This window comes from Microbispora sp. H11081, assembly GCF_012999535.1.
GTDB lineage: Bacteria > Actinomycetota > Actinomycetes > Streptosporangiales > Streptosporangiaceae > Microbispora.
The window spans coordinates 515045-528880 of record NZ_JABBWV010000004.1 but is presented as its reverse complement, the minus strand read 5'-3'; the positions used below and the strand labels follow the sequence as shown (position 1 = coordinate 528880).

At 72.4% G+C, this 13836-nt stretch carries 16 protein-coding genes; 7 read left to right on the top strand and 9 right to left on the bottom strand.

Annotation, left to right across the window (positions count from 1 at the left end; genetic code table 11):
• Positions 1–103 precede the first annotated feature (103 nt).
• Genes HHX31_RS14755 through HHX31_RS14745 form a run of 3 tightly spaced genes read left to right on the top strand, consistent with a single transcriptional unit; the run spans position 104 to position 2932 of the window.
• Positions 104–1327 (top strand): zinc-dependent metalloprotease, encoded by a 1224-nt coding sequence (locus tag HHX31_RS14755; RefSeq protein WP_169948813.1) that lies wholly within the window; start codon positions 104–106, stop codon positions 1325–1327.
• 23 nt (positions 1328–1350) lie between these two features.
• Positions 1351–1893 carry an NUDIX hydrolase gene (locus HHX31_RS14750; protein ID WP_169948812.1) on the top strand — a complete coding sequence of 181 codons (543 nt, stop codon included), beginning with the start codon at positions 1351–1353 and terminating at the stop codon, positions 1891–1893.
• Between the two features lie 43 nt (positions 1894–1936).
• Positions 1937–2932 carry an endonuclease/exonuclease/phosphatase family protein gene (locus tag HHX31_RS14745; RefSeq protein WP_169948811.1) on the top strand — a complete coding sequence of 332 codons (996 nt, stop codon included), beginning with the start codon at positions 1937–1939 and terminating at the stop codon, positions 2930–2932.
• Position 2933: 1 nt separating this feature from the next.
• Here HHX31_RS14745 and HHX31_RS14740 read toward each other — a convergent pair whose 3' ends face one another.
• Both HHX31_RS14740 and HHX31_RS14735 read right to left on the bottom strand, forming a co-directional pair.
• Positions 2934–3509, bottom strand: a complete 576-nt coding sequence (locus HHX31_RS14740; RefSeq protein ID WP_211589674.1) for a hypothetical protein — start codon at positions 3507–3509, stop codon at positions 2934–2936.
• Positions 3506–4021: a M48 family metallopeptidase gene (locus tag HHX31_RS14735; RefSeq protein ID WP_169948881.1), complete on the bottom strand. Its 516-nt coding sequence runs from the start codon at positions 4019–4021 to the stop codon at positions 3506–3508. Before HHX31_RS14735 ends, HHX31_RS14740 begins: the two co-directional genes overlap by 4 nt.
• 200 nt (positions 4022–4221) lie before the next feature.
• On the opposite strand from HHX31_RS14735, the gene HHX31_RS14730 reads away from it, so the two are divergent.
• Complete coding sequence (locus tag HHX31_RS14730) at positions 4222–5280, top strand: ThiF family adenylyltransferase (RefSeq protein WP_169948810.1); 1059 nt, start codon at positions 4222–4224, stop codon at positions 5278–5280.
• 131 nt (positions 5281–5411) lie between these two features.
• Positions 5412–6755 (top strand): AarF/ABC1/UbiB kinase family protein, encoded by a 1344-nt coding sequence (locus HHX31_RS14725; protein ID WP_169948809.1) that lies wholly within the window; start codon positions 5412–5414, stop codon positions 6753–6755.
• A gap of 30 nt (positions 6756–6785) precedes the next feature.
• Here HHX31_RS14725 and HHX31_RS14720 read toward each other — a convergent pair whose 3' ends face one another.
• The 6 genes from HHX31_RS14720 to HHX31_RS14695 form a co-directional block, all read right to left on the bottom strand.
• Positions 6786–7199, bottom strand: a complete 414-nt coding sequence (locus HHX31_RS14720) for a hypothetical protein (protein ID WP_169948808.1) — start codon at positions 7197–7199, stop codon at positions 6786–6788.
• A gap of 264 nt (positions 7200–7463) precedes the next feature.
• Positions 7464–7646: a hypothetical protein gene (locus tag HHX31_RS14715; protein WP_169948807.1), complete on the bottom strand. Its 183-nt coding sequence runs from the start codon at positions 7644–7646 to the stop codon at positions 7464–7466.
• 38 nt (positions 7647–7684) lie between these two features.
• Complete coding sequence (locus HHX31_RS14710; RefSeq protein ID WP_169948806.1) at positions 7685–7948, bottom strand: WhiB family transcriptional regulator; 264 nt, start codon at positions 7946–7948, stop codon at positions 7685–7687.
• 120 nt (positions 7949–8068) lie between these two features.
• The gene (locus HHX31_RS14705) at positions 8069–8359 is read right to left on the bottom strand and encodes a hypothetical protein (RefSeq protein WP_169948805.1); all 291 of its coding nucleotides are present in this window, start codon (positions 8357–8359) and stop codon (positions 8069–8071) included.
• Between the two features lie 112 nt (positions 8360–8471).
• Positions 8472–9368 carry an acyl-CoA thioesterase II gene (locus tag HHX31_RS14700; protein WP_169948880.1) on the bottom strand — a complete coding sequence of 299 codons (897 nt, stop codon included), beginning with the start codon at positions 9366–9368 and terminating at the stop codon, positions 8472–8474.
• 24 nt (positions 9369–9392) lie between these two features.
• The gene (locus HHX31_RS14695) at positions 9393–11492 is read right to left on the bottom strand and encodes an ATP-dependent DNA helicase UvrD2 (protein WP_169948804.1); all 2100 of its coding nucleotides are present in this window, start codon (positions 11490–11492) and stop codon (positions 9393–9395) included.
• A 75-nt stretch (positions 11493–11567) separates the two neighbouring features.
• On the opposite strand from HHX31_RS14695, the gene HHX31_RS14690 reads away from it, so the two are divergent.
• Positions 11568–12581, top strand: a complete 1014-nt coding sequence (locus HHX31_RS14690) for an alpha/beta hydrolase (protein WP_311931787.1) — start codon at positions 11568–11570, stop codon at positions 12579–12581.
• A gap of 78 nt (positions 12582–12659) precedes the next feature.
• Positions 12660–12899 (top strand): mycoredoxin, encoded by a 240-nt coding sequence (locus HHX31_RS14685; protein ID WP_169948803.1) that lies wholly within the window; start codon positions 12660–12662, stop codon positions 12897–12899.
• A gap of 28 nt (positions 12900–12927) precedes the next feature.
• Here the strand turns inward: HHX31_RS14685 and nudC are convergent, their stop codons facing one another.
• Complete coding sequence (gene nudC, locus HHX31_RS14680; RefSeq protein ID WP_396711022.1) at positions 12928–13827, bottom strand: NAD(+) diphosphatase; 900 nt, start codon at positions 13825–13827, stop codon at positions 12928–12930.
• Positions 13828–13836: the final 9 nt, after the last annotated feature.

Below are 13836 nucleotides of genomic sequence, written 5' to 3'. Positions count from 1 at the left end.
CGGCGGATAACGTGGCGGATGTGGACTCCTCCATCCTGCACGAGGTGGCGCGGTGACTGACCTGCCAGGTCGCGAAAACGACCCCAACGACAATCCTTTCGCCATGTTCGGCAGCGCGGAGCAGATCGCCGCGGCCATGCGGCAGTTCGCCGACATGCTGTCCTCCTCGCCGGAGGCCGGACCGGTCAACTGGGACATGGCGAAGAACATCGCACGGCACGCCGTGGTCGCCGGGGGCGACCCGAGCGTCATGGAGGGCGAGCGGCGCCAGATCGTCGAGGCCCTCAACCTGGCCGACCTGTGGCTCAACGAGGTGACCACGCTGCCCGGCGGCGTGACGGTCCCCCAGGCCTGGAGCCGGTCGGAGTGGATCGAGAAGACGGTCCCGGTGTGGAAGCAGCTGTGCGATCCCGTCGCCGCCCAGATGGTGGAGACGATGGGCGGCACGCTCGGCGGGTCGGGGCTGCCGCCCGAGGCGCAGGCGATGGCCGGGCCGCTCATGGGCATGCTCAGGCAGATGGGCAGCATGATGGTCGGCCAGCAACTCGGCCAGGCCCTCGGCTCTCTCGCCGGTGAGGTGGTGGGCTCCTCCGACATCGGCCTGCCCCTGTCGGACACCGCAGCCCTGCTGCCCGGCGGCGTCGCCGCCTTCAGCAGCGGCCTGGAGACGCCGGCGGACGAGATCCGGCTGTACCTGGCGCTGCGCGAGGCGGCGCACCACCGGCTCTTCCAGCACGTCCCGTGGCTGCGGGCGCACCTGCTCGGCGCGGTCGAGGAGTACGCCCAGGGGATCACCGTCGACGTGTCCGCCCTGCAGGACAAGCTGCAGGGGCTCGATCTCAGCGACCCGGAGCGGATCCAGGAGGTCCTCGGCGGCGGCGAACTGCTCAAGCCCGAGGAGACCGAACGGCAGAAGGCCGCGCTCGTCCGCCTGGAGACCGCGCTCGCGCTGGTCGAGGGCTGGGTGTCCACGGTGGTCGACGCCGCGGCCGAGGGCAAGCTCCCGTCCGCCTCGGCCCTGGCCGAGACCCTGCGGCGGCGTCGCGCCACGGGCGGCCCGGCCGAGCGGACCTTCGCCACGCTGGTGGGCCTCGAACTGCGGCCGAGACGGCTGCGTGAGGCGGCCGCCCTGTGGAAGGCCCTGGGCGGCGAGCGCGGGATCGACGGCCGGGACGCGATCTGGGGTCACCCCGACCTGATGCCCACGGCGGACGACCTGGAGAACCCGGAGTCGTTCGTGAAGGGCGAGGCCGAGTTCGACCTGTCCGGTCTGGACGAGCCCCGCAAGCCGGAAGAGCCCGGGGAGACCGGGGAGACCGGCAGATAAGAGCTTTTCGGTAGGCTGCGCCGGTGAGCCTGCACCGTGACGCGCATGCCGTACTGTCCGGATGGGTCGCGCCCACCCCCGAGGAGGAGCGACTCCGCGAGGAGTTCCTGACGCACCTGCGGGGCCACGAGGACGCGATGTGGCGGGAGTGCGTTCCCGGCCATCTCACGGCGACGACGGCCGTCCTGTCGCACGACGGCGAACGGGTGCTGCTGACCCTGCACGCGAAGGCCGGGATGTGGCTGCCCATGGGCGGGCACTGCGAGAGATCCGACGCCACTCTCGCGCAGGCCGCCCTGCGGGAGGCCACCGAGGAGTCGGGCATCCCCGGCCTGGTCCTGCTGGACGGCCCGCTCGCCCTCGACAGGCACAAGGTCTGGTGTCACCCGCCGCACAGCTGGCATCTCGACGTCGAGTACGGCGCGGTCGCGCCGCCGGGGGCGGAGGCGGTGATCAGCGACGAGTCTCTCGACCTGCGCTGGTTCCCGGTGGAGGAGATCCCGGAGCTGAGCGACGAGGCCACCCGGCGCCTGGCCCGCCGCGCCCGTTCCCTGTGCGGCGCCTGACCGGGCGCGCGGAGACCGGGCACGCGAAGGCCAGGGCCGCCCCATGACGACCGATGTGGGCGGCGAGATCGTCTCTCCCCCGCGCCGCACGCTCCGGGTCTCCCCACGCCTGGCGTGGATCGCGGTGACCCCGTTCGCGGTCTGGGCGGCGGGCAGGCTCGCCGGCGCCGACCGCGCCGGAGGAGTCGCCATCGCGCTGGCGACGGGCACGCCGTACGTCGCGGCCGCGTCGCTCGTGGCGGTCCTGGTCGCGGTGGCCGCCCGCAGGCCAGCCGTGATCGCGGTGGCGGCGGCGTCGTCGGCACTCCTCGCGGCCGTGGTCCTGCCCCGCGCGGTCGGCTCGGCCCCCACGGCCACCGGGCCTACGCTGCGGATCCTCACGGTCAACCTCTTCTACGGCCGCGGCGACCCCGCGGCCGTGGTGGACCTCGTACGCCGGCTAGAACCGGACGTGCTCACCACGCAGGAGCTCACTCCCGAGGCCGTCGAGGCGCTGGACGCGGCCGGCCTGGGGAGGCTCCTGCCGTACCGGCATCTGGAGGACGGACCGGGGCCCTCGGGCAGCGGGATCTACGCGCGCCATCCCCTGACGGAAATGCCGGGCTTCGCGCCGGAGGGCGGTCACAACATGCCGAGGGCCAGTCTCGCGCTGCCGTCCGCTCCGCCCGTGGAGATCGTCGACGTGCACACGCTCGCGCCGCTGAACACCGGCTACGTCTCCCAGTGGACCGCCGAACTGGCGGCGCTCCCCGCCGCGTCCCCCGGCGCCGTACGCGTGCTGGCGGGCGACTTCAACGCAAGTCTCGACCATTCGGCGCTGCGCGCGGTGCTCGGGCGGGGATACGCGGACGCGGCCGACGCGACCGGCGACGGCCTGACCAGCACCTGGCCTGCGGGCCGGAGGCATCCCCCGTTGATCACGATCGACCACGTGCTGTACGACCGGAGGGCGTCCGCCGTGCGGACCGGGGTGCACGCCGTCCCCGGCAGCGATCATCTGGCGTTGTTCGCCGAGCTCCGCCTGCCGGGACGCGGGTGAGTCAGGTCAGCAGGGCCCGGGTGTTGTCCCAGCCTTCGAGACCGGGGTCGAGGCGGGCCACGTCCTGCGGCTTCCTGAGCCGGTGCCAGCCGGGGCCCGTGGCGACCATGCGGGGGCCGGGCGCCTGACGGCGCAGCGCGGCGACGACGTCGGGCTCGTCGAGGTCCGGCGCCGCCCAGCCGGGGACCGGCAGCCGCGCCGCGACGGCGACGGCGCCGCCGCCCTCCGCCGGGCAGACCGCGAGATGCGCCCGGCCGAGCTCTCTGAACAGCTTCCCGATCAGCAGGGGCGGCAGGTCGGGGGCGTCTGCGCTGACGACCACCGCCTCGTCTCCCTGCGGAAGCGCCGCGAAGGCGTCGGCGGGAGAGGCGATCGTCAGGACGGGCGTGCCCGGCCAGGCGATGTCGTCGAGCCCCGGAACACCGGCCGACAGGATCACCGGCCGCACGAGTTCGAGCCCGGCGACCATCTCGTAGGTGTCCTCGGCGACCGCCGTCAGGAACGCGGCGGGATCGACGCCGGGCGGAGCCGCGTCCGCCATGCCGGGCGTGACCAGCACCGCGGCGATCCGGGTCAACACTCCTCCGGGGCGCTGCTGGCCGCCATCGAGAAGCCCTCAAGGAAGCCTCTCGCGCGTTCGGCCCGGGGATAGCGCTCGACGAGGGCCCAGAACCGCGGGCCGTGACTCGGCACGAGCAGGTGGACGAGCTCGTGCATGATGACGTAATCGACGACCCAGGCCGGCATGCCGCGCAGCCGGGCCGACAGCCTGATCGTGCCCTGGTCGGGCGTGCACGAGCCCCATCTGTGGAGCTGGTTCTCCACCCAGCGCACGCTCACGGGCACGGCCCTGCCGTCGAGATAGCGGGCGGAAAGCTCCATCGCCCGCTCTAGCAGATCGTCGTCGCTGGGGCGTCTTCGCTGCTCCTTCGCGGCAAGGCGGTCGAGCATGCGGCGTACCCATTGCTCCTCGTCGGTCGTGCTCAGACCAGCCGGAAGCAACACGATGGTCTTGTCTCCATCGCGGTACGCGGAAACGGTTCGCCGCCGTCGTGCGCTCCGACGAACCTCGACTGTCTCGGGGGGCACATATGAAAGGTAGCCGACACGCGCCGAATTCCACAGGGGGTGATACACGTTCTCCCTGGTCAATCGGGCGAACGTGACCTTGCGGGCGTGAAAACTACGGGGTTGCGGATATTCACCAACCACGATCACCCCGGTAATTATCCACAGCCCCGCAGGTTGCGACGCCGCGGCCTGCCGGCGTGTGGCATGGTCTGGCGACTATGAGACCTCGCCTGAAGCCGGTCCTGCGCCGGGTCGAACGAGACGGCCGCACGCTGCAGTTCGGCGTCCATCCGCTCGGCGCCGTCGTGCTGACCGGAGTCGAGCCGCCGGTGCGCCGCCTGATCGACGGCCTGGACGGCACCCGCACCCTCCGGCAGGCGGTGGCCGGGAGCGGCCTCGACGAGGCGGCGGCCCAGGAGGTGGTCGCCCGGCTCGCCGCGCACGGCCTGATCGAGGACGCCGCGGCCCGTCCCGAGCCGATCGCGGACCTGCCCCTGGCCGATCGGGACCGCCTCCGTCCCGACCTGGACAGGCTGTCGCTGACCGCCACCGACGGCGGCATGGCCGCCCTGTCCGCGCGCAGGGCGGCGCGGGTCCGCGTCTACGGCGCGGGCCGGGTCGGCGCCCGGGTCGTCGGCCTGCTCGCCGCCGCAGGAGTCGGCCACATCTGCGTGGTCGATCCCGGCACGGCCACCGCGGGCGACGTGGTTCCCGGCGGGATCGGCCGTACGGAGACGGGGATGACCCGCGAGGAGGCCGCCGTGCTCGCGGCCCTGCGGATCTCGCCCGCCGTCAACGCCTGGCCAGGCCGCGCCGCCTCCCGCCTGTCCGACGGCGGCGTGCGCCCGGACCTCGTGGTCCTCGCGCCCACCGCCCCGCTCGACGCCACGCTGGTCCACGAGATCGTCACCGAGGGCGTGGCGCACGTGCTCGTCTGCGCGTTCGAGGGACACGGCTCCGTGGGGCCCTTCGTCGTCCCGGGCCTCACCCCCTGCCTGCGCTGCCTCGATCTCACCCGCCGCGACCGGGACCCGTCCTGGCCTCTCGTGGGCGCCCGGCTCGGGGGTTATCCGGCGGGCGAGATCGCCTGCGACGTCGTGTTGTCCTGCCTGGTGGCCGCGCAGGCGGCCGGTCAGGCCCTGGCCTATCTCGACGAGGGACGCGTGCCGGAGGGCCTGCTCGAAGTCTCGCCAGGCTGGCGCTGGCGGCACCGCCGCCTGGACGCCCACGACCGGTGCGGCTGCCTGCCAGGGGACGTGTCCGGCCTCACCGCGTGAGGGCGGGCGGTGGTGTGAGGAAGAACACACTTGACGCAATGCCCGGCTCCCGTTGACATCCCCGCCCACCTCGTGGGGATCGGAACGGTGAATTGTGGTCGAAAGCCCCCGTCATCGCTAAGAATGGGTGAGTGAGTGACCTTCCCCACCGCGCCGTTACCCGCTCGGCCAAGCTCGCCACGCTCCCTCTGGGGTTCGCCGGCCGCACCGCGCTCGGACTGGGCAAGCGGCTCGGTGGCGCCTCCGCCGAGATCGTCACACAGGAGATCCAGCGGCGTACGGCCGACCAGATCTTCAAGGTGCTCGGTGAGCTCAAGGGCGGGGCCATGAAGCTCGGCCAGGCTTTGTCGATCTTCGAGGCCGCGCTGCCGCCCGAGATCGCCGGGCCCTATCGGGCGACGCTGACGCGTCTGCAGGACGCCGCGCCGCCGCTTCCCACCGCCACGGTCCACCGGGTCCTGACCGAGCAGCTGGGCGACGACTGGCGGGAGAACTTCCTGGAGTTCGACGACAAGCCGAGCGCCGCGGCCTCCATCGGGCAGGTGCACCGCGCCATCTGGCACGACGGCAGGCCGGTCGCCGTGAAGATCCAGTATCCGGGGGCGGGCAAGGCCCTGATCTCCGACTTCAACCAGCTCGCGCGGCTCGGCAAGCTCTTCGGCGCCATGCTGCCCGGCCTGGACATCAAGCCGGTCCTGGCCGAGCTGAAGGAGCGGGTCGCGGAGGAGCTCGATTACCTCAAGGAGGCCGAGGCCCAGCACGCGTTCGCCGAGGAGTTCCGCGACGATCCGGACTTCCACGTGCCCGCCGTGATCGCGGCCAACGAGCAGGTCCTGGTCACCGAGTGGCTGACCGGCACCCCGCTGTCCAGGATCATCGCGGAGGGCACCCAGGAGGAGCGCAACCACGCCGGCCTGCTGTTCGTCCGTTTCCTGTTCTGCTCCCCGGCCCGGGTCGGGATGCTGCACGCCGACCCCCACCCCGGCAACTTCCGGCTGATGGAGGACGGGCGGCTCGGCGTGCTGGACTTCGGCGCGGTCAACCGGATGCCCGGCGGCTATCCCCTCGTCTTCGGCAGGCTCACGCGCATCTTCAACCAGGGCGACATGGACACGGTCATCCGCGGACTGCGCGCGGAGGGGTTCATCCGCCCGCACATCGAGATCGACCCCGACGCCCTGCGCGCCTTCCTCGCGCCGTACGTCGAGCCGACCCGGGTCGACGAGTTCGCCTTCAGCAGGGAGTGGCTGCGCGAGCAGGCGGCGACCGTCACGGACCTGCGGCAGAACAACGTGGTCCGCCAGCTCAACCTGCCCGCCTCATACGTGCTGATCCACCGGGTGCACGCGGCCGGCGTCGGCGTGCTCTGCCAGCTCGGCGCGACCGCCCGCTTCCGCGCCGAGGTCGTGCGCTGGGTGCCCGGCTTCGGCGACGAGACGGGCGAGTCGGAGGACAGCGCGCTCGCCCTGACCTGAGCCGCGGACGCGCGGGCCCAGGCGGGCGGGCTATCTGCCGCGGCCCCGGCTCTCGACCGACCGCAGGTTCTGGTTGATGACGCAGCGGTTGATCCCGCTCCTGCAGTTGCCGTTGAGGGTGTTGGTGAAGACGCTGACGCTCGATATCTGCTGGATGCCGGCGAACGTGACGGCGCTGTTGGCAGCGGGGGCGTTCACGTTGCGCCGCCCAGCGGAGATCTGCTTGGGCGGGCTCAGGATGGTGGGCGAGTTCGAGGTGTTGGTCCCCCCGGTCGCCTGGGTCGCTCCCCCGCCGCGACCGCCGCCGTTGCCGTGGCCGTGCCGGGCGACAAGAAGTCCCGTCGGCGCCTGCGCGGCCTCCGCCAGCGGCACGACCGGACCCCACAGTCCGGTGACGAGCCCGGCGACAAGCCCGGTGAGGGCGAGTCTTCGCGCACCCGCCACGAGATCAAGCGCACCTGATGTCCGGTCGCCCATCCAAGTCCCACCCACCGCTCACGCGTCGCTTCGCCTGCATCCCGTCCGGGCGTACGGCCGGGGCGCTCCGGCTCATACCCCGCGGTCGCGGTGGTCTCCCGCCGCGGGCGATCTCCTGTGCGTCCGATGATCGCTTCTTTACGAGGACGCCCTGGCTCGGACGACGATGGGCGGCCCCGCCTGGGACCGCCCATCGCCACTACCTGCGCCGATCGGCGCGGTGGACTCGCGTCACACGCGCGCCAGTGCGGCACTCAGTCGCCTGGACGCGCGCTCGGCCTGCCGGCGTGCCTTCCGCACGCTCCTGATCCGGCCGGCCAGCCGCTCCTGCGCCGCCTCCTCGTGCAGGGTTCGTATTCGCTCATGCGCCAGTTCTTGGTTCAGATACAAGGCGCTGATCGGGGAGATGCTCATCTGGATCGGTTCCTTCCGGAGAAACTCTGGATCTTTGGTCAGGCGGCGACGGGAGTCTTGCGGGGACGCCCGCGCGGCCGCTTGCGGGGCACGACGACCCCCCTCAGGACGAGCTCCCCGCCCCAGACGCCCCACGGCTCCTCGCGCTCCAGCGCGCGGGCCAGGCAGGCCTTCTGGATCGGGCAGCCACCGCAGAGCGCCTTGGCGAACTCCACGTCCTCGGGGGACTCGGCGAACCACAGGTCTGGGTCGGTACGACAGGGGATTTCGGCTTCGATCAGGTCCATGACCGGGGCCGCCATCTGCGTCACCTCTTCGAATGGTTTGGTCTGGCTGTCCTCGTTGTGGGGTGGATTCGTGGCCGGACAAACAGAAAGGCCGCGGATCCTGGTGCGGATCCGCGGCCCGGAGATGGAGACCGGTCAGGGTATGACTGGTCGTCTCCGGGCATCGTGCGGACCCTGCGCACCGCCGCGAGCGGCGGTGCTGAGCTGCTCATCACCCATCGGCCGGTTCACGTGGACCGGACGAGGGGCGGGGTGGCCGTAGTTGGCCGGGCGGGTGGACACGCCGAAGGCGGCCGAGCCCGCGGCTCCGTTGATCAGAGCCAGGGCCGGGGCGGCCTCGCCGCGCCGCAGTTTGACCGGCATGACAATGGCGGCCGGGCGTGCGGAAGCGAGCCACAGCGTGCGGGACGTCGTCTTGTTCCTCACTGGACTCACCTCCGTTTCAGCGTGATCGTGCCGGACCTGACCGTCCGGCTGACTTGTGCAAGACCCTAAACCGCGGCGGCAGGGCGGGCAACCTATTTTCTACCTGCGATTTTCACGACTTCGTGACATCGGAGTGGAGCGCGGGCGACACCCGGACCAAGCATTCCTGTACCACCGAGACGGCCAGGTCTCCGGCCGCGGTGAACATCTGCCCGCGGGCGAGCCCGCGCGCCGCTCCGGACCAGGGCGACTCCTGGGCGTAGAGCAGCCACTCGTCCGCCCGGAAGGGCCGGTGGAACCACATGGCATGGTCCAGCGACGCGCCGGACACCGCGGAAGACCCCCAGGCGAGGCCGTGGGCCAGGAGCACCGTGTCCACCAGCGTGAAGTCGCTGGCGTAGGCCGCGAGCACGACGTGCAGCAGCGGGTCGTCCGGCAGGTCGGCGTCGTACCGGAACCAGACGTTGTTCTCCGCGCTGACCAGGGCGGGGTCGTGTGCGGCCTCCCAGGTTAGCGCGTTCACGTAGCGCGCGTCGACCGGGCGCGGCCTGGACAGCAGTTCGCGCCAGCCCGGATCCTCGCCCACGACGTCGAGCATGCGCCGCTGGAAGGTCGGCAGCGTCTCCGGGTCCGGCACCTCCGGCATGCGCGCGGCCTGGTGGCTCACGCCCGGCTCCTGGACGTGGAACGACGCGGACATCGAGAAGATCGCCTTGCCGTGCTGGATGGCCGTGATCCGCCGGGTGGCGAACGACCGCCCGTCGCGCACCCGCTCCACGTTGTAGACGATCGGGACGGCAGGGTCGCCCGGCCTGATGAAGTAGGCGTGCAGCGAGTGGACCATCCGGTCGGACGGCACCGTACGGCCGGCCGCCACGAGCGCCTGCGCCGCCACCTGTCCGCCGAAGACCCGCTGGATGCGCTCCTCGGGGCTGCGCCCGCGGAAGATGTCCAGCTCGATCTGCTCGAGGTCGAGCAGGTCCAGCAGCTCCTTCAGGGCCGAGTTCACGCGGGCCTCCAGCACGGGCGGATATTACTGGTCGGTAACACTATCGGCGCCACGGCAGAGTTCGAGGACCGGGTCGCCGTACCGCTCAAGTTTGACGCGTCCGATCCCGGCGATCGAGAGGAGATCCTCCTCGGATGTGGGCACCCGCTCGGCGATGGCCTGGAGGGTGACGTCGGTGAAGACGACGTACGCCGGCACCTTCGCCTCCTTCGCCGCCGCGCTGCGCCAGGTCTTCAGCCGTTCGAGCAGCGCCTCGTCGTAGTCCGCCGGGCAGGTCGCGCAGCGGCCCAGCTTCTGCTCCGCCGCGGCGGCGAGGGTCCGGCCGCAGATCCGGCAGTGCAGCGGCGCCGCCGACCGCTTCGCCCGTCCACCCGAGCCTCCCGCTGGCCGCTCGGATCTGGCCGGGCCCGAAGTGCGGGGGGACAGCCCGTCGAGGAAGCGCGACGGCTTCCGGGCGCGGCGGCCCCCCGGCGAGCGGGCCAGCGCCCACGACAGGTGCAGGTGCTCACGAGCCCGGGTGATCCCCACGTACATCAGCCGCCGCTCCTCCTCCACCTGGTCCGGCGTCTCCGCGTAGACGATCGGGACCATGCCGTCGGTGAGCCCGACGAGGAAGACCGCGTCCCACTCCAGGCCCTTGGCGGCGTGCAGGGACGCGAGCGTCACGCCCTCGACCGGCGGCGCGTGCTGCTCCATCGCCCGGCGCTCCAGCTCCGCGACGAACCGGGGGAGATCCGCGCCCTCCGCCGCCATGTCCTCGGCCAGGTCGGCGAGCGCCTTGAGCGACTCCCACTTCTCCCTGGCCTTGCCGCCCCCAGGAGGCTCCGCGGTCAGCCCGATCCCCGACAGGATCGCGTGCACGGCGGGCGCGAGCGGCTCGTCGCCCGCCGACCGTGCCGCGCCGCGCAGCAGCACCACGGCCTGGCGCACCTCGGGACGCTCGAAGAACCGCTCCACCCCCCGCAGCAGGTACGGCACGCCGGCGTCGGTGAAGGCCTGCTCGTACGCCTCCGACTGGGCGTTGATCCGGAACAGCACCGCGATCTCGCGGGTGGGCACGCCGTCCGCCATGAGCTTCTTGACCGTGAGCGCGACGCCGAGCGCCTCGGCCTGCTCGTCGTCGTACTCGGTGAAGACCGGCTCGGGCCCCTCCGGCCGCTGGGCAACCAGTTCCAGCCGGTGGGGCGAGCGCGCCATGACGCGGTTGGCCAGCGAGACCACCTGCGGGGTCGAGCGGTAGTCGCGCACGAGCCTGATCACGGCCGCCGACGGGTGCTCGACGGCGAAGTTGGTCAGATAGTGGGGGGTCGCGCCGGTGAACGAGTAGATGGTCTGGTTGGGGTCGCCCACCACGCACACGTCGTCGCGCCCGCCGAGCCAGGTGTCGAGCAGCAGCTTCTGCAGCGGGTTGACGTCCTGGAACTCGTCGACCACGAAGTAGCGGTACTGCTGGCGGATCTGCGCCGCGACCTCGCGGTGCTCGGTCATCACCGCCGCCGTGAGCTCCAGGATCGTCTCGAAGTCGATCAGGTTCCGCTGGCGGCGCAGGGCCTCGTACCCCTCGTACAGCCGCGCCACCTCCTCGGGCGCGATCGGCGGGGTGCGGCGGGCCTTGGCGGCGGCTGCCGGGTAGTCCTCCGGGCCGACCTGGGTGACCTTCGCCCACTCGATCTCGCTCGCGACGTCGCGCAACTCGCCGCGGTCGGGGTTCCTGCGCAGGCGCCTGGCCGCCTCCACGAGCAGCGGCAGCTTCGACTCGACGACCTGCGGCGGGTCGCCGCCGATCACCCTCGGCCAGAAGTAGCTGAGCTGCCGCAGGGCCGCGGCGTGGAACGTGCGGGCCTGCACGCCGGGCGCCCCGAGGCCGCGCAGCCGCTGCTTCAGCTCGGCCGCCGCGCGGGTCGTGAAGGTCACGGCGAGCACGCCCGTCGGCTCGACCACCCCCGTGTGCACGGCGTACGCGACGCGGTGCGTGATGGCGCGGGTCTTGCCCGTCCCCGCCCCCGCGAGCACGCACACCGGTCCGCGCACCGCCTGCGCGACCTCGCGCTGCTCGGGATCCAGACCGTCCAGGACGTCCAAGGAGCGGCTCCTGACATGCGTTGCGGACGTTGTTACTGGCATCATCCTTCCAGCAGCCGAGCGGGCGTGTCCCGGCGACCGGTCGGCGCACGACGCTACATCGGGGAGGAACACGCCGTGGCCACCGCGGTCCGAACTGCCATAGGCATGGGCGCCGCCGCCCTCGCCGCCCTCATGCTCACCCCGCCGGACGCCGAGGCCGCCGCCTCGGCCGGCGACCCCGTCCGCCACTCCTCCGCTTCCCCAGCCCCGTCCCCGAGCACCTCGGCCCGCCACTCGGCAACGCCGTCCCCGTCGGCTTCGCCGTCGCCGTCGGCCACGCCGTACGGCCCGAAGACCCGCACCTACGCGTACGGCTCGCACGCGCGCCAGATCATGGACGTGTGGTGGCACCCCACCGGCCCGCGCCGCCCGATCGTGTTCGTGATCCACGGCGGCTGGTGGTCCGGGGGCGACAAGAAGTACATGACCTCGGTCACCCGCAGCTACTCCCAGCTCGGCTACACCGTCGTCAACCTCGACTACCGCCTGTCCGGCGACGCGGCCTGGCCGGCCCAGCGCACCGACGTCATCTCCGCCGTCAACGCCGTGCGCAAACACGCGGCGATGTTCAACGCCGACCCCGGCCGCTACGCGCTGCTGGGGTTCTCCGCCGGAGGCCACCTCGCCGCCGCCGTCGGCGCGTACGGCGACGGCCGGCCGGGGCTGCGCGGGGTCGTCGGGATCTCGCCGCCGGTCTCGCCGCTGTCGGCGTTCGCGGACGGCAGCGCGTTCGGCACCAAGGAGCAGCAGAAGCTGCGCAAGGCGGCCATCAAGCTGGCCGGCGGCTGCGTCCCCGCCAAGTGCCCGCGCGTCTGGTCGAGCATGGAGGTGCCGTTCCACGCCTCGCCGGGCGACCCGCCCATGCTCGCCGTCCACTCGTCGGAGGAGTTCGTCCCGCCGTACCAGAGCGAGATGCTCAGGGAGGCGCTGCAGGTCGTCGGCGTGCCGATGGTCGTCAAGACCATGGCGGGCACCCAGCACAGCGCGCCGCTGTACCGGGAGCCGGGGGTGGCCGAGAGCGTCCAGGCCTGGATCACCGCCAGGCTTGGGTACGTGGCGCCGCCCACGGCCGCCCTGGCGCAGCGGTAGTGCGGGAACACCCGGCACGCCGGCGATGTTGCCAATGACTGCTCTCGGCAACACTGATGCGCACGAAAGGGACGACAGATGGCGCTGACGGTTTACACCACGAGCTGGTGCGGCCCCTGCAAGCGGCTGAAGGGCCAGCTCACGCGGGAAGGCATCCCCTTCAGCGAGGTCGACATCGAGCGTCACCCGGACGCCGCCGAGTTCGTCGCGAGCGTGAACAACGGCAACCAGGTCGTTCCCACCGTGGTGGCGGACTGCCACACGATGACCAACCCCTCGGTCGCCGAGGTCAAGCGGCACCTCGCGGGCACCTGCTAGATCTCGGCCACGGCCCCCGGCGCCGGTCTCACCAGCCGGTGTCGGGGATGGGCGCGCCGTACCAGGTCTCGATCAGGCGCCGGGCGATCGAGACCTGGCCGGGCAGCACCAGCTCTCCCGCGCGCACCTGGGTCTCCAGCTCCTCCCGGGACAGCCAGCGGGCCTCGGCGATCTCCTCCAGGTCGGGGCGCAGGTCCGTCGTGACCGCGCGGGCGAAGAAGCCCAGCATCAGGCTGCGCGGGAACGGCCAGGGCTGGCTGCCGAGATAGCGGGGCGCGGCGACGGCGACGCCCACCTCCTCCAGGACCTCGCGGACCACCGCGTGCTCCAGCGACTCCCCCGGCTCGACGAAGCCGGCCAGCACCGACATCCGCTTCTCCGGCCACTGCGGGCCGCGCGCGAGCAGGATCCGGCCCTCGTCGTCGTGCACGAGCATGATCACCGCGGGGTCGACGCGCGGGAAGTGCTGGCTGCCGTCGCGCGGGCACACGCGCGTGTGACCGGACGCCGTGACGTCCGTACGGCTGCCGCACCTCGGGCAGTACTCGTGGCCCGCGTGCCACGCCTCCAGGGCCACCGCGTAGACGAGCAGTCCGGCGTCGCGGTCGTCGAGCAGCACCGCCGCCTCTCTGAGCCCCGCCGCGTCGCCCTCGGGCAGCGGGGCGCCCACCGCGAAGTAGGCCACGCCGTCCTCGTCCACGCCCAGCAGATAACGGGTGCCCTCCGGCGCCTCGGCCGGCGAGGTGAGCACGAGGGCCGCGCCGTCGCTGAAGCGGCGCACCAGCGTGCGGCCCTCGTGGATGAGGAGGACGCGTGTCTTGTCCGCCTCCCACGCCCGCCGCAGCCAGTCCTCGTCGCCCCGCAGGGCCGCCGATCTGTCGATGGCGTTCCTCGCCAGGAGCAGGGGGCCGAGCAGTCCGTCCGCGATATCCACGCC

Excerpts from the sequence above, each read along its gene's own strand:
- HHX31_RS14695 (WP_169948804.1), bottom strand. The coding sequence starts at position 11,492 with ATGCCAGTAACAACGTCCGCAACGCATGTCAGGAGCCGCTCCTTGGAC.
- HHX31_RS14730 (WP_169948810.1), top strand. The coding sequence starts at position 4,222 with ATGAGACCTCGCCTGAAGCCGGTCCTGCGCCGGGTCGAACGAGACGGC.
- HHX31_RS14715 (WP_169948807.1), bottom strand. The coding sequence starts at position 7,646 with ATGAGCATCTCCCCGATCAGCGCCTTGTATCTGAACCAAGAACTGGCG.
- HHX31_RS14685 (WP_169948803.1), top strand. The coding sequence starts at position 12,660 with ATGGCGCTGACGGTTTACACCACGAGCTGGTGCGGCCCCTGCAAGCGG.
- HHX31_RS14755 (WP_169948813.1), top strand. The coding sequence starts at position 104 with ATGTTCGGCAGCGCGGAGCAGATCGCCGCGGCCATGCGGCAGTTCGCC.
- HHX31_RS14745 (WP_169948811.1), top strand. The coding sequence starts at position 1,937 with ATGACGACCGATGTGGGCGGCGAGATCGTCTCTCCCCCGCGCCGCACG.
- HHX31_RS14710 (WP_169948806.1), bottom strand. The coding sequence starts at position 7,948 with ATGGCGGCCCCGGTCATGGACCTGATCGAAGCCGAAATCCCCTGTCGT.